Here is a 19,430-nt window from a genome sequence, read left to right as displayed (position 1 = left end):
TTGACATAAAAAAAAAATCTCCTGGCGATTTAAACCCTCACCAAGAGACTTCTTCTTATTGTGATCCCAGATAAGCTTAATGATTACTCTCTCAACGCTTCTTTCAATTTCGTAGACATGCTATCCATGGAGCCCGAAGACGGACGCTTAACTCCACGTAGTTTCGCGATTTCTTGTTTCAATCTCTCGGTTTCTAATGTCAATTTTTTGATCTGATCTAGAAGCTGTTCCTTTTCTGAGCCGTCATTATTTTCCACTATGTATCCCGCCCCTTCCTTCCGGATAAAAATACCCCCTCGCCGCTAGCAGATCATCACCTTGGATTCTCTCCATGCGTCAAAGGGACTTATATAGGGATCTTTGGTCGGAGATCAAAGTCTCACCTTTTAGTTGTTCAATTCAATCGTATAAAGACGTCCTGTTTCTTCCCAAATTTCGCCTGGCTCCAAGGAAACCAGTCCAATTTGATCAGCCGGGAGATCTACGTTCGGTGCATTTACCAGATTCATTTGCGGCTCCGGGCAGAAAAACCCTTCAGAAGCGCCATTATTCCAGATCATCCATTGCTTGTAGGATGTCCCTACATCATAAACCAGTTTGATGCCTGCACGTGAATCTGTCAACTCCATATAGTTGCGGCCATTTTGCGGCGAGGTTGTGTAATGATTATCCATGGATTCAAAGAACGGCGACAAGCCGCCTACTTTCATCTTCTCTTCGTCAGCTGACAATGGCTGATACTCACCGGTTGGCAGCATTCTCTCACTCATTTCCCAGCGATTGCCGATCGTCATTTTGAATCCATAATCAGACGCCTGACTGTTCGGCGCAAAAGGTGCATTGATCGTCGTATGATACGCCAACAAGCAAGGCATAGCCTCTTTGCCTTCATTATGTACGGATACATGCTGATGCAAACCGAATGCATTCAATGTGTAAGTCAAGCTTATCGTAAACTCATGCGGTAAATACGCATAAACCGAATGCCCTTCTCTTACGCGCAAAGCTAAGGTAACTGAACTCTCAGTTTCATCTGCACGGAATTTCTCAACAGCCCATGGAATATTGTGTACAAAACCGTGTAGGTGATTTCCCGTTTTCGGTTCATTGATCGGAAATTCATAGACTTTGCCTTTCCAAGGAAACTTCCCGTCCTCATACCGATTGGGTGGAAATAATACCGGTATCCCGTGGACGATTGGACGTGCTTTAAAATCTTCCATCTCTTCCATTGCAGGCTCACGCAAAAAGCGGTACTCTTTTTCGGTATCTCTAAAAGCAATTAGATTAGCGCCAACTTCCGGTAAAACAGCTGCTTCATAACGTCCAGCTTGTAACCAAATGGCTTTCTCTCCTTGGTATGTTCCTTCAAACGCTTTCGTCGTCATTTCGCGTTAACCTCCTACATAGCTGTGCCTTTAATTTTGGACAGGCTTATATGAATTTACTCTAAAGCATGTGAATCAAGGAAGTCAATGGATGAAAATAACGCAAACAATGATAAATGTGACTTTCGGAAAAGTACGAATAAGACTGTATATTACTTGTACGTACAAGTTGGCTAGACAAATTTTTATGACTGTTAAACTCGGATGGTTGACTCTCTGACGATTAATTCTGGTTTGTAGACTTTCCCTGTTTTACTTCCATTTGCTCGTTTATTCTGTATCATATCAATCAATATCTCTGCTGCATCCGCGCCCATTTCCGTTTTGGGATGCGAAAGTGTCGTCAGCTTGACCTCTGTTGCGGTTGCTAAAGAAGAGTCATCAAAACCGACCAGCGAGATATCCTGTGGCACTTGAAGACCTGTTGTACGTACAGCATCAAGCAGATGAATAGCTATCTCATCATTGTAGCAAATGAAAGCCGTTGGCCGCTCATCTACCTGACCTAGCATCGCTTTTGCGCTTTCATAGGGTTTGTGTCTCTTCTCCTCCGTCGTATAGTGAATGACGAATTCCGGTAACAACGGAATTTGATAATGATGATGAGCACGAATAAACCCATTCAACCTATTAACCCCTTGCAAGTCATCGGTCTTGAAGAACCCAACAATGCGGCGATGCCCAAGCTCAATTAAGTGCTGAGCAGCCTTGAATCCGCCCTCTTCATCATCCACGACCAAAGAAGGACAATTCATCTCCGGATACCGCTCATTAATCATCAAATAAGGAATATGTTGATAGTCTAAGGAAAGGTAATAGCTTAAATTCGGATTGCCTTCCGCGCTTTTGGTCGGTTCAATAATAAGGCCGCTTAAGGGCTGACTCATCATCATGTCGAGGCTTTCCTTCTCTTTTTCCTTATCATTGTCTGTGGATGACAAGAGCAGTCTGTATCCTCTCGCACGTAAGGCAGACTCCGCTCCTCTTACGATATGAGGAAAAATATAATCCGATATATAGGTTGTCAGAATGCCAATGGTTTGCACATCTCGACTTTTTTGCGTTTGGGGCGTGGAAACGAATGTCCCTTTTCCTTGCATCCGGTACAACCAACCTTCTTGCTCTAACTCCCCGAACGTCTGACGAACCGTTTGACGGCTCATCTGAAATTGCTCGGCTATTTCATTTTCCGATGGCATTTGATCATTCGGTTTCAGCTTCCCGGTATGAAGCCACGATAGGATTTCCTGTTTCAACTGTAAGTATTTCGGCATTTGCTTTTCTTTCATGATTCACCTCAGGTTATTGATTCTGACCGTATTATATCATTTGCTCAACTTGTATGTACATATACGGTAGAAGAAGGGTTTGGAGGTGTACAATACAATCAATCTATGAACACTCGTATATGCTGTATCGCATTATAGCCATAACCTTTTACATTCCAATCTGCCATTTCGCTTTGAATGTTACCTGTTGCATCCTTAGCTCTGACTTTAATGTCGTAAGATCCGGATTCAGTTACCGTCCATTTCCAACACCAACGCCTCCAAGAATAAGCTTCTTGTTGATCCAACCAAGATGCTGCCAGCCAAGTGTTTCCATTGTCAGTACTTATCTCTACCAGTACTACTGGAACACTACCAGATATTGCTGTACCCCATACCCAATTCTCCCCTTTTGCCAATACCTCTTGGTCTGTTGGTCGGGCAATGGTCGAATTGAGGCGAATAGTAGTAACCGGTTCGGAAGAGGATAGAGTTAATGGTTTTCGATCATATACATAATCTACGACTTGGAAAGGTCCTTGAAAATGTTCCTCTATCACGACGATACGGTGAAGCCATTTGACTGAAGCCATTCCATACCAACCTGGAACAATTAATCTAGCTGGATAACCGTGACGGTAGGGCAGCGGTTTACCACTCATGTAAAGGGCTACAATGGTATCGGGATGCAGAGCGTGTTCGAGAGATAAACTTCTTGTATAGGAAAACATGCCAGGCATATCCGTTCGAACTCCCTTATCCATGCCCTCGAACGTCACTTCACGTGCATCCCTTTGGAACGTCGGCTGCATGCAATAAATCTTGAAGCCGAACCCCTGTCCAAACAGCATGACTAATTGCCCCTAGTCCCCACTGCTCGCCGCGGGTTTTCGGATGAAAAAACGATCTCTTATCTCCAACACATTCGAGCGTAACCGGGAGTGTAACTTGAGGCATATTCAAGAGATCATGATAGCGAAAATAGATTGGTTTGTTTATACATCCTTCGATAGTAAGCACCCAAGTGCGCATGTCCACATTCGGATATGGAAAATGGTTTCGGATATAAAACAGATGTTCTGGCGTAATACGACTGGATAGTGACAGCATTGGGAATTCTTGATTTTCCGGCATGATTCTTCGTGTAATCAAATGAGGCGAATACAACAATTAAATCATCCTTTCGTAAGAACAAGATCTTACTAAAAGATATGGACCACATGTTGAATTGAGACTCATGTTTCACCTTCCACCCTATTCAGACACGATCGCTATTTAAAAAGTAAAAGGGGCTGTCGATTGACAGTCCCTTTTTATATAAGAATTTTAGTCCACACATTTCCATACATTAGATTATGCCCTTTACTTGAAAGGAGTCCTTCTATGTGCAATTATCCAGTTAATAAGTCGGCCTCATTTTCTCAATATAAATGCCCACCTACAATAGAAGTCCTAGGTATAGGAACAGCGGCTGCAGCTCCCGACAGGGCGATAGTGGTGATAGGAGCCATAACCGAAGGTCCAGTCTTACCTGCTGTCCAAACCGAAAACGCAAAAATAGTAACCACTATCATTCAATCCTTATTAAAACTAAACATCCCCCGGGAAAAGATACAGACGTATGATTTTGGAATTGAAATCCAGTACGATTATCAAGATGGTAAGCAAATTTTTCGAGGCTATAAAGTAACCCATCTCTTGCAAATCACCAACGATAGAGTAGAACTGACAGGAATTCTCGTTGATACCGCCGTTTCCAGTGGTGCCAATAACATCACCGACATTAAGTTTACGACTTCACAGCCAGAATTTTACGAGAATCAGGCCTTATCGCTTGCCATTCGAAACGCCCGTCAAAAGGCAGTGACCATAGCAAATACACTGGGAGTTACTCTTGTCACAGTCCCCAGCCAAATTCAAGAAATGACCGGAACCTCCGAACCCATCCCCTATGCAACCACCATGCTTTCCAAAAGTACAGTTACCCCGATCCAACCAGGACAATTAACGATTTATGCTAAAGTACGTGTGTGGTATCTGTTCGCCGACCGATAATTGAATCTTACTGAATCTCTAACTAGGAACTTGTCACTTCAATCCATCTCGCTACAACTTCTGCAAGCTTCTCTTTCTTATCCTCCACATCGCTCATATCGGTTAATTTGACAATAGCTCTATCATCGGCAACCCAATCTAATAAGCCTGTTGTGTCGTCAAAAAGTGATCCATTCCCTGCATGATCTTTTACCTTGACTCCACAATGAAACACAAGCATAAAAAATCCTTTCCCTTGCAAATTAAAGGTCACCCGATCTTCATTATTAAAACAGAAACTAGGTGCATTCCATTTAATATGTTCCGTAATGTGTTCATTAGCGCTTAAAATGATTTTTCGAACTTCTTCTATTTCCTTCTTCAGGGGATGTTCAAGATTGTTCAAAAAATCAACTGCTTTTTGATGACCGGATGGTTTCATTAATTCCACAACCTCTCAACAAGATTTAATTCCTTTTCTTCAAACTCTAGTCTATAAATATCAGGTTTAGTGGTCTGTTTCCAAAATTCGAATCCGTAATTAGCATCAAAATAATTTAATATGATCGTCATTATATTTCCGTGTGTACCTACAGCGATTTTCTTGCCTTTAAAGTCAGATAGTAATTTCATAATTAATGGTATAGCCCGATCCTGCGCCTGTCTTGTTGTTTCTCCTTCAGGCATACAAAAATCAATATCGATAAAAGATTGTTTAATGCCAATTAATAATTCCTCTTCGGATACTGCGTAATTCAAGCTAGCGATTGGTCTTTCGATTAGCTCTATGTATGGAATAATTTCTTTCTTTAATAGCTCTGCCAATGGACTAACTGTTTCTAATGCTCGAAAATATGAACTAGAAACAATTACATCAATTTCTTCGTTACTCAATATCTCTGCCACTCTCTTAGCGTCTAACTTCCCTTGTTCAGAAAGACTAGTGCCACCAGTTCGTTCATGTTCAATTGAAAATGGGGCTATCCCATGCCGAACAAAATAAATATAGGTTTTCATTATTTCTCCTTTCACTTTACTTTTATGTATTTAATTTTTTGAATCATAAGGAGGTGCGTTACTAAAGTGGATAAAAAGAGTACTTGTCGACTTATCCGTCCATCTCGAACTTATCATGGAAAACAAGGGCTTGATTATGCCGAAGCCATATCAAAGGAAAGCGTTGGTGCTCAAGGGATCTGTATGCATTTATTGTCTATACCGCCAGGAAAAAGAGCAAAGGCTCACCTTCATCAAGATCATGAGACAGCCATTTATATGCTTCAAGGAAAATCTGCAATGTGGTATGGTGAGAAGATTGAACAGCATATGGAATTAGATGCGGGGGACTTTCTTTACATCCCAGCGGGGATGCCCCATCTCCCCTATAATCCGAGTGAAACTGAGTCCTGCACGGCTCTGATTGCCCGTACGGATCCAAATGAACAGGAGAGCGTCCTAGTCCTTCCCGGGCTCGATGCTGTTTGGCAAAAGAAACAGTTGTAAGCAGATTAACGGAATAGAGGTTGCAAATCAGTTGTTAGTCTACAATAAATAATTTCGCTCCAGTTTTCGTATAAGATCTATGTGGATTTGCATCATCAGCCACTTGATAACTGACTCCTGGCTTGAGTTTAAATTCTCTTCCATCTGAAAGTTCAGTATACAATTCTCCTTCTAGAACTAACAAAACGTGGCCTCTGTTACACCAATGGTCAGCTATATAACCAGGCGTATATTCTACCATTCGCACCCTTATGTTTCCCATTTCAAATGTACGCCAATAAGCACTTCCTTCAATTCCAGGATGTTGAGTAACACTTATTTCACTCCAGTCAATTGTACTAAATGGAACATCCGTTATTTTCATAAAATGGTCCCCCCTACATAATTTGGTTTTCATATGTTTCCATATATTAAAAATAAGGTTGAACACGATATGTGTCCAGCCTTATTTCCATTTTTTCCAATAACCTTATTAATCACTTACTGTGTTACGGTAATAATCATAGCGGTTAATCCCCTGCTATTGATAGAAGCGTCTGTTATTCCGTTAGCTGAACCTGTGATTGCGAACGAGTAAGTATAGGTTCCTGGACCCGGATTATCCACCCAAGTTAGAGTAGTCGTTACAGCTGCTTGCGGAAAAAAGGGCTGATCCTGATTTTGGATCATTACAGCATTATCCGTTGTTACTATTTCCCCTTGATTTCTGGATATAGCGCTATCCACCGAATAATTTTGAACAATGATAAAATTAATATTCGCAAATGCATCTAATTTGACCACCTGATTAGCCAGCAATGTAATTGAAGGTAAAATTAACTCTGCCATAGAGCCTCCCGATCCTTGGATAATGATAAATGGGATAGGCGTGTTGCTTCCTGCGAATCGAACATCGACAATCCCAGAAGGTCCCGTCAACCCAGTCGGCCCCTCGGGACCTTGCGTTCCTTGGAGTCCTTGGGCACCTGTTGGTCCTGGTACTCCAGCAGCCCCCGTAGGGCCTTCCTCTCCTTGTGGACCTTGTAAACCCTGAAGGCCTTGCGGACCTTGAACTCCCGCTCCCCCTTGGTGCCCAATCGGTCCCTGCGGTCCGGCAACGTCAACCGCTTGGTTTGCAGCTGCTGCGACGCCTAATGCACTAGCACTAATTAATTGCACAACGTTTGAAGTGATATTATTGACGACGCTGGGAGCAAGTTTGTCTAGTGTGATGGCCCTCCTTGCTATCTTAGCTCCACCAACAGATCTTTGAGCAAGTTCCCTGCTCGTTACCGCCCTCCTTGCTAATCTGTCTGATGTTATGGGTTGTTCAAGCTTCTTAACATCTCTCTTCAGAGCTTGTATATCATTATCTACACTTGATAACGTTCGTCTTCTGACCAATGCCATCTTCCTTTCTCATATCCTTCTAGGTATAACAAGCTACCCACATTATATGAGGAAGGCGATATGACTTGGCACGATGTTTGTCTTGGTTCATTCATCTAAAAGTTCAAGTCGTTAATTTAGCATATACGCCAAAAAACAGCGTCACTTCTCCAATAATCATGTAATTTGGTAAAAGAAAAAACAAATCCACCGCGAAAAAAATCCCAAGTAATCCTACTAATAACACTAAATGATATATACCTAGTCTTTGATGTGCGTGTCGATATTTATGGAAAACCAACGTGGTTGAGAAAAAGTAGAGCAGTACAGATCCAAAAATAAAGCTTAACATAAATGAATAATTTAATTGTTTCAAAAATAACAATTGGATCGATGCTGCAATCATACACATGGATAAATAAATGAATAAATGGCCATAAATGATAGTTTGCCCCGCAGTTTCTAATGTCTTATTCACTTTCTTTTCAACATTGTCAAAATATTGCCACCATATAGCAATAATTAATAAAAAAGTCATTGACGCAAATACAATAGATTGCCACGTCCAGTCGCTAGACTGCAAGACTGCAAGTATACTGATTACGGATTCACCAAGAAGAATGAGTGTAAACAACGAGAAGCGCTCTAATAGATGATGCGTATTTATGGGGCTTTTCACCAAGTAGTGCCGACCGATTAATGGGAGAAAAATGTCTACTGTTATTCCCGCATACAAAACTGCATAGCGAATCCATGAGTCGAAAAAAAGTGAGCAAGAAGAAATCACCAATCCAATCCAAAAGCGGCTTCCTAAATAACGGGCAGTGATCTTTCTATGTGCTTCTTCTTTTTTATGTACCGAAAGATATTGGATGGCTGTCATCGCTCTTAAACCAATATAGCCTATTAAGAATGGAACATAGTATTGGTCAAAATTAACCGATAGACTGGCCGTCATTATGAGCACAAAAAATAATTGCAAAATCAGAAATATTCGGTGTGATAAGATATCTCTTCCAAACCGGTTTACAAAGAGGGATTGCCCAACCCAAGCCCACCAAATCGGAATAAATATGAGGACGAATTTGGCTAAGTATTCAACTGGAATGGATCCATTTTCGACATGTAACAAGACATGACTCGCTTTTGAAACTGCCGCTACAAAAAGCAGATCATAGAAAAGTTCCAGCCAGGTAACTTTCTTCTCAGCAAATGCTGTGATTTGTTGTGATCCCGATGTGTGTTGATTCATCATTCTGCTCCTTTGGTTTGGATGTGATTTAATAAAATGCTATCCACATTTTAGCATATAGGCTTATCAAATGATTAAACTTTCTGGTGTTTCAATGTATTTCGCGCTATTATGATTCCCACAAATTGGAAAGTAACAAACACTCTTGCAGCTGCGTCTATATAATATCAAAGAAAACTTAGTAAGGGTGTATGAACATGAAAATTAGAAACAGCTTACTTTACGGGGTCACATTTTCCATGCTGACCATGATGCTAATCAATGCAACGTCGGTACATGCCGAGGTTAATCAGCCGCCTTCTGTACTTCTGGATGGGCATCAACTGTCCTTTCAGACTCCTCCCGTGATCGAAAACGGCTATGGCCTCGTTCCGATGCGTCCTATTTTTGAGGCTGAAGGTGCAAAAGTTTCTTGGGATGAGAGCACACAAACGGTTACTGCCATTAAAGAAGGCGTCGTCCTTACATACCGAGTCGGAGAAACAGCCGCTTATAAAAACCAAGAACGGCTGGAGATGCCCGTGTCAGGCAAAATTATCGACGGGTTTACCATGGTTCCGGTGCGATTTATTAGCGAAGCGCTAGGCAATCTCGTGAAATGGCATGAATATTCCCGTTCGATTACCATTTCATCCGCTCATGACTATGAAACCACTATCGAATACGGCGTCAACCTGCGTGACTCTCCAGCAAAAGATACGGATACCCGCGTCCTCCGTGTACTTCCGAAAAACGAGAGAATCCACGTGATCCGAGAAATCGATGCAAATTGGCTGGAGGTGCAGACCAAAGACGATACAATTGGTTTCATCTCGGCTACACCAATGTATACCGATTACACGAGCCCGGCATTCGCCGAAAAGAAAGCGGATGAGTTGCTCGCTTTCGGGTCCAAATTCCTGGGAACACCTTACGAATTCGGTGCAACTTCCGGCCAAACCAATACGTTCGATTGCTCTTCTTTCGTCCGATATGTTTTTAACGAAGTGCTGTCCATCGATCTGCCGCGAGTCTCCTACGACCAAGCCCAGAAAGGGAAAGAAATCGGAATCGACAAAATACGCAAAGGCGATCTACTGTTCTTCAGCGCTCGCGGGCTCGATATCGGCCACGTAGGCATCTATGCGGGAGACGGGAAAATCCTTCATACTTATTCGAAAGAGCTCGGCGTTCACATCGCAGACTTCGATGAAAAATGGAAAAAACGTTTTGTTACGGCCAGGAGATTATTCTAAATGAAGGTGATCCCTTGTGTGAGTTAATCAAATCATTCCGATGAACAAACAACGAAAATAAGCCTAATTAGTTCAGCTAGTTCAGAACTAATTAGGCTTAACTTTTCCCAAAACCGTCTGGTGATGTGCTATTTCGGTGCTAGGAGAGGGTTCGGTTTCTTTTTTCTGGCTAAAACCGATTGGTAATCGACTTTCATGCCCTCTATCGGTAGAACAGAAAAGTGTTCGATGTCAAATACTTCTGTTACTTTTCTCTGAATGTGCTCATCTTCGTAGAAGGCGAAAAAGCGTTGAGGTCTGTACGCGTCATCCTTCCAAATCCCTTCGCTTTCATACCCGCCATAAAGGCCCATGTACAAGAAACCGTCCTGCTTCAGCACTCTCTCCAAATTGACCAGAACTTGCAGAAGACTATCTTTTGGCACATGTAGCAGGGCATTCATCGTCCATATCGCGTCAAACGACTCTGGCTCTAAGTCCAAAGTGTAGAAATCCATGGCGAAAGCTTCAAGCCCTTTTTCAAGGCAAATGTTCACCATTTCTTCGGATAAATCAACGCAAGTGACATGGTATCCATGATTTTTCAAATAAATCGCCTGATGGCCAGGACCGCTTCCAAGATCTAAAATCCGTAGTTCACTACCCCTGTCAGCTGCCTGCAGCCTTGCCAAAAAACGATCCATCTCATCTACTTTCCACGATTGAACTGTATCCCCATCCCGCAATCGAGCATGTTGATCATAGCTCATCTTGAGCGTTGCCTTTACCTCAGGATCCATCGGCGTTTTCTCCTATCGAAACGATCGTTATGTAAGCTGCATGTCTTACTTCACTATGGTTTTTTGAGCTGCGTCCACGAGCATATCAAACCATTCGTCGTCTTCCAGCAAGTCTTCAACAGCTTCAATATCCTCTTCTTTTCCTGATTCCTGTAAAAAGTGAAGTGCGTAGCTCCAGTCATCTTTACCCCGTTTGCTTTGCAGGGTAATTTCGTACGGGTGCTCGTGGCCTTCCACCTTGAATTGAACTTGCCCGAGGTAGCCTTCTTCTTTGCTGTGTTCCATGCTCGCTTTTAAAATTTCAATCATGTTCATCATCCTTTTCTTTTCGTTGTAACCAAGTCCAAATCGTGTTCATCGTGGTTTGCAGGTTCGTTGCTTCATTCCATATATAGGGATTGTGATCTCTGAAATAATCGGCATGTCCACCTATTAACGGTAAAGTTTGTCGATGAGAAGGAGCATGTTTCATGCCATTCCAACGGCGCAATCCCCAGCGCGTTCTCATCCAGCCACCCCATGTGCCCAGTCTCGGTACGGGATCATTGGATTTATCCAACTGATTAGCAGCATTTAGATAAAGAACACGGCTCTTTAACGATGGAGGAATTGCACATTTCGGCGATCCAATTTGGACCACACCGAGGATCGAAACCCCCTCTTTCATAAGGGCATCAGCCGCCAGAATAGAAGCCACAGCCCCTGCACTATGCCCAATTAGCAGCAGTTGCTGTCTAGGGACCAGGTTGTCGTTGATCAACTTCAACAAGCTTTTGCCACCATAGTGAGACCTTTTCCGATGTGCATTGTTCCATAGATCACTGGTAATTTCTCGGAGCTGCACTTGCTTTCGCCGCGTCCAATCGCCATATGGATAATGGATAACGACTTGGACACGTGAACCTGCTTGTTCAAAACGAGCAGCCAGTACCGCGGCGAAAGCATCTAGGAAATAAGGCGCTGTGGCAAAACCAGCAGATACATAAATGACGAAATCCTCCGGTTCGGAGTGGATTGTCATGGCTTGCTCAGTTCCCTTCTCGTGCAAATTAGGTTAGGAACGCGGTTTAGCTCGATTTGTAGGCATCGCCGCCATCGGATCGTCCGGCCAGTAATGCTTGGGGTATCGGCCTTTGAGATCTTTTTTGACTTCGAAATAAGCATCCCGCCAAAAGCTCGCCAAATCTTTCGTCACCTGCACAGGACGCTGAGCAGGCGATAACAAGTGCAACGTAACCGGCACTCTTCCCTTTGCGATCCGCGGGGTATCGGCTAAACCAAACATCTCTTGCAAACGAACCGATAAAGCAGGCGACTCACTGACGCTATAATCAACGGGAATTCGGGAACCGCTTGGTACCTGAATGTGCGTTGGCGCCCATTCATCTAACCATCGACGCTGCTCCCATGTTAGCATTTCTTCTAATATGCTTGTCAAGTTAAGACGCCCTAAAGCCCCCATGCTTTTCAAACCGTAAAGATGGGGCCCTAGCCAATCCTCTAAGGAAGCAAGCAAATTCGCATCCCCCATATCTGGCCATTCTACATCAAATCGATGCAAAAACATAACACGCTGTTGAAGCTGCCTCGCACTCCGAGTCCAAGGCAGCAGCTCCAAGGATTCTGTTTGAATACCGGATATCAAAGCTTGCAGCACCAAGTCTGGGTTTGGATCCTGCAACGGGTTTTCTTTGAGGATAATGGCACCTAACCGAAGACGCTGTCTTGCTTTAACGGAAGCCGTTGCCTGTTCCCATACCACTTCTTGCTCTTTGAGCAAGCTGCCTTCAAAGGCTTCAAACAGCTCGTCTTCCTGAATCGGTGCTGCCAAATAAATACGGCTCTCCGCTCCGTTATCGTCCAGCTCGGCGGCGACGAGATAACGCTCGTTCGAGAGCGGCTGCAGCTCGGGCAGCACAGCACCGCGCCCGCTGCTGAGCAGGAACCGCCCCGTCGACCGCCGCTGCGCGACGCGGTCGGGATAAGCGAATGCGAGCAGCAATCCGCTCGCATTCGCTTTATTCCCGCTCGGCCGGATGCCGAGCTGCTGCATGAGCACTTTGGCTTCCGCCGCGATGCGCCGGCATAAGCCAAAGTCAACGTCTGCGCGCTGCTCGCCCTGCGCAGCGCGCCAGAGCACTTCGATGCGGGTGCGAATATCCGCATCTCGGCCCTCAGAAGCGCGCATGAAATCGCGCTCGCTCAGCATTACGGCGAGCTCGCACGCCAACGCGCCGAGCTCAAGCGCTATGGCTTGCAGCACCATGTGCGCAAGACGCGGGTGCAGGCCTAACGACGCTAGACGCTTGCCGTGCGGCGTTAGGCCTCCCTCATCGTGCAGCGCTCCCAGCTGCACGAGCAGTTCCCGCGCCTGCTGATACGCAGCAGCAGGCGGCGGGTCTAGCCAGACCAGCGAAGCTGGGTCTGGCACGCCCCAGGCGGCCAGCTCCAGCGCGAGCGGCGCCAGATCCGCTTCGCGGATCTCTGGCGTGCTGCTCAGCGGGAGCTGCCGCTGCTCGGTCTCGGTCCACAGGCGGTAACACACGCCTGGACCGAGCCGACCCGCGCGGCCTCTGCGCTGATCCGCAGAGGCGACAGACACAGGCACCGTCATAAGACGGGTCATACCGGTGCGTGGTGAGAAGCGGGGCACGCGCATAAGCCCGCTGTCGATAACGACAGTGACGCCTTCGACGGTCAAGCTTGTCTCGGCAATCGAAGTGGCCAGCACAATCTTCCGGTGCCCTGGCGAACTTAAAGCCAGCGCTTGGTCCTGCGCCTCTTGGGAGAGATTACCATAAAGAGGTGCGATCTCTATCTCTTTTCCTAATTTAAGCGCAGCAAGGCTATTAGTAACACGATGAATTTCAGCTGCTCCCGGGAGAAAAACGAGCAAACTGCCTTCATTCATTTGCAAGGCGCGTTGGATGCTTGTTACTACCGCCTGTTCTATTTTGCTCGTAATTTTCGCATCCAGATAATGAGTTACAACAGGATAAGTTCGCCCTTCACTTTGAATAATCGGTGCATCATCAAGCAAGGCCGAAACCGTGTTGGCCTCAATCGTAGCCGACATAATAAGAATTCGCAGATCTTCACGAAGCAAGGTTTGTGATTGCCTGCTAAGCGCCAACCCCAAATCTGCATGTAAGCTGCGCTCATGAAATTCATCAAAAATAACAGCCCCCACCCCTTCCAGGGCAGGATCTGTTTGAAGCATGCGCGTAAGAACACCTTCCGTTATCACTTCAATTCGTGTGTTCGGTCCAACCCTCGTGTCATTTTTCACCCGATAACCAATGGTCTGCCCAACTTCTTCACTACGAAGTTTAGACATATAGCGAGCAGCCGCACGAGCTGCCAATCTTCTAGGCTCAAGCATGAGTATCTTTTGATTTTGCAGCCATGACTCTTGCAGAATAGCAAGCGGTACTTGCGTTGTTTTGCCTGCACCAGGCTGAGCGACCAATATTGCGCATGGATTTGTTCGCAAAACATCTTTCAATTGAGGAAGTATGGATTCAATCGGTAAAGAGTTCATTAGTTTCACTCCGAGGCTTCTATCAGTCTTGTTATCGCTTGCTCCATGATAGGATTTCAAATCTGGACCCCCCATTTAATTAATGCCATTAATTATTAGTGAGGTGAAGTTTATAATGTCGATTATTGTTCGGATTTCCTCTTGCAAAAACTGTTCCTCACCTATTCAATCGTGTATACTAGATTAGAATCTGGTCACTAAAGGAGAACTTGAAGATGAATGTACATGAAGCGATAACCAAACATTCGAATGCTCAGCACCTACATCTCGTTAGGTTCGCAGAGCTAGATGCGCAGCGTGAGCAAGCAATTGACGCTGCTGTAGATCTGTGCAGAAGCGGGCTGCCTTTTAACGTTGATGCGATCAACGCCATAACAGCCCAAATCATCGCCCATGCCAAAGAAGGTATTTCTCCGCTCCGTTCTTATGTATCTGAAGACATGGTGCGTGATTACGTAAACAAAGGTTAAGGAGATAAGTATCGATGGGTGTTCTAACTTTTATTTCATTGCTAATTATAGGATCAGCATTTAGTGCCGGATTCTTGCTTTTGTTTAAGCGGAAAACAGCTCTTGGTATTGTCTGTATCGGACTTTCCATTGTCTGTTATATCGCATATGCTTACATAGCGAACAAGTATTTCGTCTAAAAAATGATATGTACGCAATGAGAACCGATTGGGTCACCCGATACGGTTCTTTTTCATTCAGACCATCCATTTTCCCGTAATGTACGAAACACAAGATCAAAATAAGCGACTGGATGCGGCACCAAATGATCTAGGGACAGAAGTAGATTTGTTTGATCTAATTCGCCTTCGATCCCCATTTTATAACCACTTGCCATTATTTCTTTTGTTTCTTGATGAATTAAACGCTCAAGATCTACGACACTTACTGCAAACAGACCGCTTACCTCATCTGGCTGCAGCATATAACGATTCAGTGGTTGGTCGCAGCGATATATAAACAAATGACAAAACTCACGATCAATGAGTTTGTCCGAAATCAGATCTTCTTCTGCAAACACCCCGCAAGGGATTAAATCACTGTAATCGACCTTTAGCCCAAGCTCTTCCTCTAGCTCTCTCACACCGTCTTCTGTGGTTTCTCCAGCTGCGAGATGCCCGGCGCAAGAAATGTCCAGCAAGTTCGGAAACAGATCCTTCTCTGGATGTCTTAACTGGAGCAGGAGATTAGGTTCCTTCCCTTCTAGGCTAACGATCCAACACTGAAAAGTGCGATGCCACAGCCCTTTCGCATGCACTTCTGAGCGCGGAGCCACCCCAAGCCTATTCATCTTTTCATCATAGATATCAAATAGCTCTTCGGACTTGTTCAAATTATTTGTGTTCTCCCCTCAGAACCTTCTATGTACTGCTACCTTCGTGTTGTTTTTTTCGTCATTTTCATGGCATAGAGGTCTTCTTCCAATGAACTCATTCTTTCCATCAATGTCTTGCCAGCATCTTCTATAGCCTGGTTATAAATAGGCGCAGCCAATTGTTGAAGCATATAATCGATTAATTGTTCTGAGGCCAACCGTCCTAATTCAATATTATGGTCCAACTCCAGATGGCCTTGCAAATCCTCAATCAACAATTCCTTCTCTTCTTTCGCTAATTTCAATGGTTTCATAAGAGTACCTCACTCAAAAATAGTCAAATCGATTTCTTGAAACCGACTTACTTCTTTTACCCAACGTTCCGCAACATAATGAGTATGTACCGGATGAACATTGTAAGCTTCATATGCCGCTCTATCTGCAAATACCATTGAAAACCCATAATCATAATCTGTCTTTGTGCTAACTTGACGAAACACTTCAAATTGCTCAACCCCAGGTATTGCCGCAAGTTCTTGAGCACTGCTTTTTAGAAATTGTTCTGCTTCCAGCGTATCTTTTCCTGCGTGTAAATTAAATACAACCATATGTTTGATACTTGCCTGAATCATAGGTCTCTCTTCTCCTTTTTTCTCCATCTTTCTATCCATTATAGCGGATTTTGTATCAACGAACTATACAACCTCTTTACTTCTTCCATACCCGACTCCGCCTTGCTTAAAGCTTGCTCTAACTCATTACACAGTCGATTCACTTCCATTGATTTATCTTCAACTTGTTTGGAAGTTTCGTGAATCTTACCTTGAACCAACCAGTCGGTTAATAATCCGTCAAAGAAGTAATCTGAGAATTTGAGAAATCCGCTAATATGGCTAGCTATGAATAAAGTCACACCAACATCCTTAAGCTCCTTTTCAAAACGGCTTAGACTACTCTGTGCAGTGCGCACATGATCTATGGCTTCATCAATTTTGCCGTGTTTGATATGCGTAGACAGCATACCGCCGCCGAGCATATCATAAGCACCCCAATTGCGTGCAGAACGAAGTGATTCAGCTGCTAATTGCAAATGTTCCACGACCGATTCCCCTACACTTAACGCCTCTTTAAGCTCTTTGGTTTGTAATTGAAACTGAGCTATCCGTTCAGAGAGCTCCCGCAGCTGCCTGCTCTTCCCAGAGTCATTAGCATGAATATAAGATTCAATTCGGAGAGTCAGATCTACCACTTCTATGTCCCAAAATCGCACGGAATGGAGCTTATTCCGCATCTCTTGTATCTCTTGCAAAAGATTATCCCTTCGACGAACAGCTTCATTATATCTAAATTTCAATTCCAGCAGTTCTTGTTCCTCAACAGTTTCTCTGCTTTCTTGTTCATTAAATCATACAGAAAGCTGGTAAAGCTGTGAGTTTTCAATTTTTCTACATCTCTTTTTTCTTTGATGAGCTGTTCTTCCCAAATGACAATATGATCTTTTGATTTACTCCATTCTGTTCTAAATCCGCTAACCGGGCCGACCAAACTGCTTGCAAGCGGCCATTTTCTTTGGCTGCTGCCAATCTTTTCATAAGCTCTTGAATCATATTCCACCATCCCTTACACAATTCATCTACTCTACTAGACGACGCCCAGCTTTCATTGCTTTCATTAACTTTCCTATTTATGGAGAATAAAAACAACCACAACTGTACACGTTAAAGCTGAACGTTAAACTGCCCTTGAAAGGAAGAACGACATGGAAAACGAGAAGCATAGAGGCAAATACAAAGGCACAACGAATATGAATGCGAAAAATCAAGATATGGCTTTCGTTAACGACACATTAGAAAATGCACCTGACACGACACCTATCAACATTGCCAAGGACGACATTAGCGAAGGTAACGAAGAACAACAATTGAATCAGAAGTAAAGGTCTTCTTAGATTCAGAGCAGCCTACTATTTCCTACATCAATGGGGTAGTTGTCTGCTCTTTTTTGCTTTGCGCAACTTGGCATCTCCCTCAGCTTTGCGATACTATGGAATGAGTATTTAGTCTTTGGGGAGGTTGTCACATTGGAACATGTCATCGTTATTGGTGCGGGTCCTTGCGGATTGTCAGCCGCTATCGCCTTACAGCGCGAAGGCCTTTCACCTTTACTTATAGAAAAAAGCTGCATCGTAAATGCCATTTATTTATATCCAACCTATTTACAGTTTTTCAGCACGCCAGAGCTGTTAGAAATTGGCGGTTATCCATTCACAACACCTCATGAAAAGCCATATCGCCAAGAAGCTTTAGTCTACTACAGAGAGGTTGCGCGTAGAGAACAGCTGCGAATTCAATCCTATGAGGAAGTTGTTTCTATCGAACGATTAGAGACGGGATTTACTGTACATACGGAGGATCAATTCGGAAAGAAAGCCGCATATAACACGCGCAATGTCATCGTAGCTACGGGCTACTTTGATCATCCTAATTTGCTCGGTATTCCCGGTGAAGAACTGCCAAAGACAACGCATTATTATAAAGAAGCCCATCCTTATGCAGGGGCAAAAGTAGCCGTTATTGGCGGAAACAACTCCGCGGTCGATGCCGCTATGGATTTGCTTAGAGTTGGTGCTGAAGTTACGGTGGTTTACCGCGGCAAGGACTTCTCAGCCAACATTAAACCGTGGGTTCGTCCGATATTTGAAAGTATGGTAAATAAAGGCCGTATTCACATGTGGTTCGATTCCCAAGTTGAACGCATTGATGAGCATACCATTATTGTGCGAAAAGCAACCGAACACGTCACTTTAGACAATGACTTCGTACTTGCCCTAACCGGATTTCGACCGGATCGTGGACTTCTGACTTCCATCGGTGTACAATTTCACGAAGAAACCAACGCTCCTCTTGTTCAACCAGACACGATGGAAACGAACATCCCAGGTTTATATGTAGCTGGTGTTGTCGCTTCATCTAAATATGATGCGAACGAAATTTTCATTGAAACAGGTCGTATGCATGGTCTGGCAATCACGAAGCATATCGTTTCCAGAACGAGCCTCCAATCCAATTGATTGGAGGTTTTTTCATATGAAAATATTTCCCATTTTTCATAGATTCCTCTTCCATTACGAACATTTGTTTGCTATAATGAAAACAAGAACAAACGTTCCAATTAGATGAGGAGGTTGTTAACATGATGAACACCAGTCACAATTTTCGTTTTATTGAGAGAGACTATTGGTACCACAAGGCATTGTGTGACACTGACCATCTTCTTCCCGGACAGATTGACGCCATGCTTGACGAAGCACACACCCACTACGCCGATTATACGTTCAAGTTTTATGACGATGGTTCGGTGACAATCATAGATAACGACACAAATAACCGCATTAAGCCTCGCGAGCTAACTGGAGCCGTATATGACTTCTATATTCGTAAGCGTATTTATTTAATTAAAACCAACCTAATGGAGAAGCAACTCCAATACGCCTGATTGAAGCACAAAAAGGCCATCTGATTTGGACGATCGTCCTATCAGATGGCCTTTTCTCTTTATTGCTACTGGTCTCTACGGTGTTATGTGATGTCATGTGCATTCGTGAATTAAGGCAGCTTGCTACCGGGTCCTACGGACTTCGCCAATGCAGGGTTGTCTGCAGAATTATCTTTCTCGAAATCCCTATTGCAGACCAATGCGCGTTTTGCCCCTCAGCGGGAACACCGTTGTTAGAGGATGT

Annotated in this window: 26 protein-coding genes; 7 read left to right on the top strand and 19 right to left on the bottom strand. The window is 44.0% G+C overall.

Annotated features, from left to right (window positions below):
• Nucleotides 1–83: 83 nt before the first annotated feature.
• The 5 genes from QFZ77_RS20950 to QFZ77_RS37865 form a co-directional block, all read right to left on the bottom strand.
• Entirely contained in the window at nucleotides 84–257 is a 174-nt protein-coding gene (locus QFZ77_RS20950) for a hypothetical protein (RefSeq protein ID WP_307442358.1), read from the bottom strand.
• Between the two features lie 129 nt (nucleotides 258–386).
• Nucleotides 387–1,388, bottom strand: a complete 1,002-nt coding sequence (locus QFZ77_RS20945) for an aldose 1-epimerase (RefSeq protein ID WP_307442356.1) — start codon at nucleotides 1,386–1,388, stop codon at nucleotides 387–389.
• Nucleotides 1,389–1,582: 194 nt separating this feature from the next.
• Nucleotides 1,583–2,677 carry a GntR family transcriptional regulator gene (locus tag QFZ77_RS20940; RefSeq protein WP_307442354.1) on the bottom strand — a complete coding sequence of 365 codons (1,095 nt, stop codon included), beginning with the start codon at nucleotides 2,675–2,677 and terminating at the stop codon, nucleotides 1,583–1,585.
• A gap of 98 nt (nucleotides 2,678–2,775) precedes the next feature.
• A complete protein-coding gene (locus tag QFZ77_RS20935) occupies nucleotides 2,776–3,507 on the bottom strand; it encodes a molybdopterin-dependent oxidoreductase (RefSeq protein ID WP_307442353.1) in 732 nt (243 codons plus the stop codon).
• On the bottom strand, nucleotides 3,437–3,688 hold the full coding sequence (locus QFZ77_RS37865) for a molybdopterin-dependent oxidoreductase (protein ID WP_373462755.1): 252 nt from the start codon (nucleotides 3,686–3,688) through the stop codon (nucleotides 3,437–3,439). The genes QFZ77_RS20935 and QFZ77_RS37865 overlap by 71 nt, the downstream gene beginning before the upstream one ends.
• A 351-nt stretch (nucleotides 3,689–4,039) precedes the next feature.
• On the opposite strand from QFZ77_RS37865, the gene QFZ77_RS20930 reads away from it, so the two are divergent.
• On the top strand, nucleotides 4,040–4,711 hold the full coding sequence (locus QFZ77_RS20930; protein WP_307442351.1) for an SIMPL domain-containing protein: 672 nt from the start codon (nucleotides 4,040–4,042) through the stop codon (nucleotides 4,709–4,711).
• Between the two features lie 22 nt (nucleotides 4,712–4,733).
• On the opposite strand, the gene QFZ77_RS20925 is transcribed toward QFZ77_RS20930, so the two are convergent.
• Together QFZ77_RS20925 and QFZ77_RS20920 are read right to left on the bottom strand one after the other, a co-directional pair.
• Nucleotides 4,734–5,132, bottom strand: coding sequence for a DUF1801 domain-containing protein (locus QFZ77_RS20925; RefSeq protein WP_307442350.1), 399 nt, complete (start codon nucleotides 5,130–5,132; stop codon nucleotides 4,734–4,736).
• Nucleotides 5,132–5,707, bottom strand: a complete 576-nt coding sequence (locus QFZ77_RS20920; RefSeq protein ID WP_307442349.1) for a histidine phosphatase family protein — start codon at nucleotides 5,705–5,707, stop codon at nucleotides 5,132–5,134. Before QFZ77_RS20920 ends, QFZ77_RS20925 begins: the two co-directional genes overlap by 1 nt.
• Before the next feature lie 66 nt (nucleotides 5,708–5,773).
• Between QFZ77_RS20920 and QFZ77_RS20915 the strand changes: the two genes are divergently transcribed.
• Nucleotides 5,774–6,193 carry a cupin domain-containing protein gene (locus tag QFZ77_RS20915; protein WP_307442348.1) on the top strand — a complete coding sequence of 140 codons (420 nt, stop codon included), beginning with the start codon at nucleotides 5,774–5,776 and terminating at the stop codon, nucleotides 6,191–6,193.
• A 34-nt stretch (nucleotides 6,194–6,227) separates the two neighbouring features.
• On the opposite strand, the gene QFZ77_RS20910 is transcribed toward QFZ77_RS20915, so the two are convergent.
• From QFZ77_RS20910 to QFZ77_RS20900, 3 genes are all read right to left on the bottom strand, one after another.
• The gene (locus QFZ77_RS20910; protein ID WP_307442347.1) at nucleotides 6,228–6,557 is read right to left on the bottom strand and encodes a DHCW motif cupin fold protein; all 330 of its coding nucleotides are present in this window, start codon (nucleotides 6,555–6,557) and stop codon (nucleotides 6,228–6,230) included.
• A 116-nt stretch (nucleotides 6,558–6,673) separates the two neighbouring features.
• Nucleotides 6,674–7,582: a hypothetical protein gene (locus tag QFZ77_RS20905; protein ID WP_307442346.1), complete on the bottom strand. Its 909-nt coding sequence runs from the start codon at nucleotides 7,580–7,582 to the stop codon at nucleotides 6,674–6,676.
• Between the two features lie 103 nt (nucleotides 7,583–7,685).
• Nucleotides 7,686–8,813 (bottom strand): low temperature requirement protein A, encoded by a 1,128-nt coding sequence (locus QFZ77_RS20900; RefSeq protein WP_307449693.1) that lies wholly within the window; start codon nucleotides 8,811–8,813, stop codon nucleotides 7,686–7,688.
• A gap of 197 nt (nucleotides 8,814–9,010) precedes the next feature.
• Here QFZ77_RS20900 and QFZ77_RS20895 point away from each other — a divergent pair, with 197 nt between their 5' ends.
• Nucleotides 9,011–10,048 carry a stalk domain-containing protein gene (locus QFZ77_RS20895; protein WP_307442345.1) on the top strand — a complete coding sequence of 346 codons (1,038 nt, stop codon included), beginning with the start codon at nucleotides 9,011–9,013 and terminating at the stop codon, nucleotides 10,046–10,048.
• Between the two features lie 128 nt (nucleotides 10,049–10,176).
• Here QFZ77_RS20895 and QFZ77_RS20890 read toward each other — a convergent pair whose 3' ends face one another.
• From QFZ77_RS20890 to hrpB, 4 genes are read right to left on the bottom strand one after another with little or no spacing between them, the layout of a single operon-like run.
• Nucleotides 10,177–10,827, bottom strand: a complete 651-nt coding sequence (locus tag QFZ77_RS20890) for a class I SAM-dependent methyltransferase (protein ID WP_307442343.1) — start codon at nucleotides 10,825–10,827, stop codon at nucleotides 10,177–10,179.
• A gap of 45 nt (nucleotides 10,828–10,872) precedes the next feature.
• Nucleotides 10,873–11,136, bottom strand: coding sequence for a hypothetical protein (locus QFZ77_RS20885; RefSeq protein WP_307442341.1), 264 nt, complete (start codon nucleotides 11,134–11,136; stop codon nucleotides 10,873–10,875).
• Nucleotides 11,129–11,848: an alpha/beta hydrolase family protein gene (locus QFZ77_RS20880; protein WP_307442340.1), complete on the bottom strand. Its 720-nt coding sequence runs from the start codon at nucleotides 11,846–11,848 to the stop codon at nucleotides 11,129–11,131. Before QFZ77_RS20880 ends, QFZ77_RS20885 begins: the two co-directional genes overlap by 8 nt.
• A gap of 33 nt (nucleotides 11,849–11,881) precedes the next feature.
• The gene (hrpB, locus tag QFZ77_RS20875) at nucleotides 11,882–14,368 is read right to left on the bottom strand and encodes an ATP-dependent helicase HrpB (protein ID WP_307442338.1); all 2,487 of its coding nucleotides are present in this window, start codon (nucleotides 14,366–14,368) and stop codon (nucleotides 11,882–11,884) included.
• A 215-nt stretch (nucleotides 14,369–14,583) separates the two neighbouring features.
• Here hrpB and QFZ77_RS20870 point away from each other — a divergent pair, with 215 nt between their 5' ends.
• The gene (locus QFZ77_RS20870) at nucleotides 14,584–14,838 is read left to right on the top strand and encodes a YpbS family protein (RefSeq protein WP_307442337.1); all 255 of its coding nucleotides are present in this window, start codon (nucleotides 14,584–14,586) and stop codon (nucleotides 14,836–14,838) included.
• Nucleotides 14,839–15,070: 232 nt separating this feature from the next.
• Here the strand turns inward: QFZ77_RS20870 and QFZ77_RS20865 are convergent, their stop codons facing one another.
• Genes QFZ77_RS20865 through QFZ77_RS20845 form a run of 5 tightly spaced genes read right to left on the bottom strand, consistent with a single transcriptional unit; the run spans nucleotide 15,071 to nucleotide 17,308 of the window.
• Entirely contained in the window at nucleotides 15,071–15,709 is a 639-nt protein-coding gene (locus tag QFZ77_RS20865; RefSeq protein WP_307442336.1) for an NUDIX hydrolase, read from the bottom strand.
• 38 nt (nucleotides 15,710–15,747) lie between these two features.
• A complete protein-coding gene (locus QFZ77_RS20860) occupies nucleotides 15,748–16,005 on the bottom strand; it encodes a DUF2164 domain-containing protein (RefSeq protein WP_307442334.1) in 258 nt (85 codons plus the stop codon).
• Nucleotides 16,006–16,014: 9 nt separating this feature from the next.
• Nucleotides 16,015–16,323, bottom strand: a complete 309-nt coding sequence (locus QFZ77_RS20855) for a Dabb family protein (protein WP_307442333.1) — start codon at nucleotides 16,321–16,323, stop codon at nucleotides 16,015–16,017.
• A 38-nt stretch (nucleotides 16,324–16,361) separates the two neighbouring features.
• Nucleotides 16,362–16,982 (bottom strand): hypothetical protein, encoded by a 621-nt coding sequence (locus QFZ77_RS20850; RefSeq protein WP_307442331.1) that lies wholly within the window; start codon nucleotides 16,980–16,982, stop codon nucleotides 16,362–16,364.
• 59 nt (nucleotides 16,983–17,041) lie between these two features.
• On the bottom strand, nucleotides 17,042–17,308 hold the full coding sequence (locus tag QFZ77_RS20845) for a hypothetical protein (protein ID WP_307442330.1): 267 nt from the start codon (nucleotides 17,306–17,308) through the stop codon (nucleotides 17,042–17,044).
• A 142-nt stretch (nucleotides 17,309–17,450) separates the two neighbouring features.
• Between QFZ77_RS20845 and QFZ77_RS20840 the strand changes: the two genes are divergently transcribed.
• The 3 genes from QFZ77_RS20840 to QFZ77_RS20830 all read left to right on the top strand — a co-directional run bounded on the left by QFZ77_RS20840 (nucleotide 17,451) and on the right by QFZ77_RS20830 (nucleotide 19,186).
• Nucleotides 17,451–17,627, top strand: a complete 177-nt coding sequence (locus QFZ77_RS20840) for a hypothetical protein (RefSeq protein ID WP_156389925.1) — start codon at nucleotides 17,451–17,453, stop codon at nucleotides 17,625–17,627.
• Nucleotides 17,628–17,771: 144 nt separating this feature from the next.
• Nucleotides 17,772–18,761 carry a YpdA family putative bacillithiol disulfide reductase gene (locus QFZ77_RS20835; protein ID WP_307442328.1) on the top strand — a complete coding sequence of 330 codons (990 nt, stop codon included), beginning with the start codon at nucleotides 17,772–17,774 and terminating at the stop codon, nucleotides 18,759–18,761.
• A gap of 122 nt (nucleotides 18,762–18,883) precedes the next feature.
• Nucleotides 18,884–19,186 carry a hypothetical protein gene (locus QFZ77_RS20830; RefSeq protein ID WP_235550974.1) on the top strand — a complete coding sequence of 101 codons (303 nt, stop codon included), beginning with the start codon at nucleotides 18,884–18,886 and terminating at the stop codon, nucleotides 19,184–19,186.
• Nucleotides 19,187–19,430 lie beyond the last annotated feature (244 nt).

Origin of the sequence: Paenibacillus sp. V4I3 (genome assembly GCF_030817215.1) — a bacterium.
Taxonomy (GTDB): domain Bacteria; phylum Bacillota; class Bacilli; order Paenibacillales; family NBRC-103111; genus Paenibacillus_E.
Note: the sequence above shows the minus strand (reverse complement) of the source record. Positions and strands in the feature narration are given on the sequence as shown.

What these genes read in the sequence shown, in the direction of transcription:
- QFZ77_RS20945 (WP_307442356.1), bottom strand. Translation starts at nt 1,388, where the DNA reads ATGACGACGAAAGCGTTTGAAGGAACATACCAAGGAGAGAAAGCCATT.
- QFZ77_RS20940 (WP_307442354.1), bottom strand. Translation starts at nt 2,677, where the DNA reads ATGAAAGAAAAGCAAATGCCGAAATACTTACAGTTGAAACAGGAAATC.
- QFZ77_RS20935 (WP_307442353.1), bottom strand. Translation starts at nt 3,507, where the DNA reads ATGCTGTTTGGACAGGGGTTCGGCTTCAAGATTTATTGCATGCAGCCG.
- QFZ77_RS37865 (WP_373462755.1), bottom strand. Translation starts at nt 3,688, where the DNA reads ATGCGCACTTGGGTGCTTACTATCGAAGGATGTATAAACAAACCAATC.
- QFZ77_RS20930 (WP_307442351.1), top strand. Translation starts at nt 4,040, where the DNA reads ATGTGCAATTATCCAGTTAATAAGTCGGCCTCATTTTCTCAATATAAA.
- QFZ77_RS20925 (WP_307442350.1), bottom strand. Translation starts at nt 5,132, where the DNA reads ATGAAACCATCCGGTCATCAAAAAGCAGTTGATTTTTTGAACAATCTT.
- QFZ77_RS20920 (WP_307442349.1), bottom strand. Translation starts at nt 5,707, where the DNA reads ATGAAAACCTATATTTATTTTGTTCGGCATGGGATAGCCCCATTTTCA.
- QFZ77_RS20910 (WP_307442347.1), bottom strand. Translation starts at nt 6,557, where the DNA reads ATGAAAATAACGGATGTTCCATTTAGTACAATTGACTGGAGTGAAATA.
- QFZ77_RS20905 (WP_307442346.1), bottom strand. Translation starts at nt 7,582, where the DNA reads ATGGCATTGGTCAGAAGACGAACGTTATCAAGTGTAGATAATGATATA.
- QFZ77_RS20900 (WP_307449693.1), bottom strand. Translation starts at nt 8,813, where the DNA reads ATGAATCAACACACATCGGGATCACAACAAATCACAGCATTTGCTGAG.
- QFZ77_RS20895 (WP_307442345.1), top strand. Translation starts at nt 9,011, where the DNA reads ATGAAAATTAGAAACAGCTTACTTTACGGGGTCACATTTTCCATGCTG.
- QFZ77_RS20890 (WP_307442343.1), bottom strand. Translation starts at nt 10,827, where the DNA reads ATGGATCCTGAGGTAAAGGCAACGCTCAAGATGAGCTATGATCAACAT.
- QFZ77_RS20885 (WP_307442341.1), bottom strand. Translation starts at nt 11,136, where the DNA reads ATGATTGAAATTTTAAAAGCGAGCATGGAACACAGCAAAGAAGAAGGC.
- QFZ77_RS20880 (WP_307442340.1), bottom strand. Translation starts at nt 11,848, where the DNA reads ATGACAATCCACTCCGAACCGGAGGATTTCGTCATTTATGTATCTGCT.
- hrpB (WP_307442338.1), bottom strand. Translation starts at nt 14,368, where the DNA reads ATGAACTCTTTACCGATTGAATCCATACTTCCTCAATTGAAAGATGTT.
- QFZ77_RS20870 (WP_307442337.1), top strand. Translation starts at nt 14,584, where the DNA reads ATGAATGTACATGAAGCGATAACCAAACATTCGAATGCTCAGCACCTA.
- QFZ77_RS20860 (WP_307442334.1), bottom strand. Translation starts at nt 16,005, where the DNA reads ATGAAACCATTGAAATTAGCGAAAGAAGAGAAGGAATTGTTGATTGAG.
- QFZ77_RS20855 (WP_307442333.1), bottom strand. Translation starts at nt 16,323, where the DNA reads ATGATTCAGGCAAGTATCAAACATATGGTTGTATTTAATTTACACGCA.
- QFZ77_RS20850 (WP_307442331.1), bottom strand. Translation starts at nt 16,982, where the DNA reads ATGCGGAATAAGCTCCATTCCGTGCGATTTTGGGACATAGAAGTGGTA.
- QFZ77_RS20845 (WP_307442330.1), bottom strand. Translation starts at nt 17,308, where the DNA reads ATGGTGGAATATGATTCAAGAGCTTATGAAAAGATTGGCAGCAGCCAA.
- QFZ77_RS20840 (WP_156389925.1), top strand. Translation starts at nt 17,451, where the DNA reads ATGGAAAACGAGAAGCATAGAGGCAAATACAAAGGCACAACGAATATG.
- QFZ77_RS20830 (WP_235550974.1), top strand. Translation starts at nt 18,884, where the DNA reads ATGATGAACACCAGTCACAATTTTCGTTTTATTGAGAGAGACTATTGG.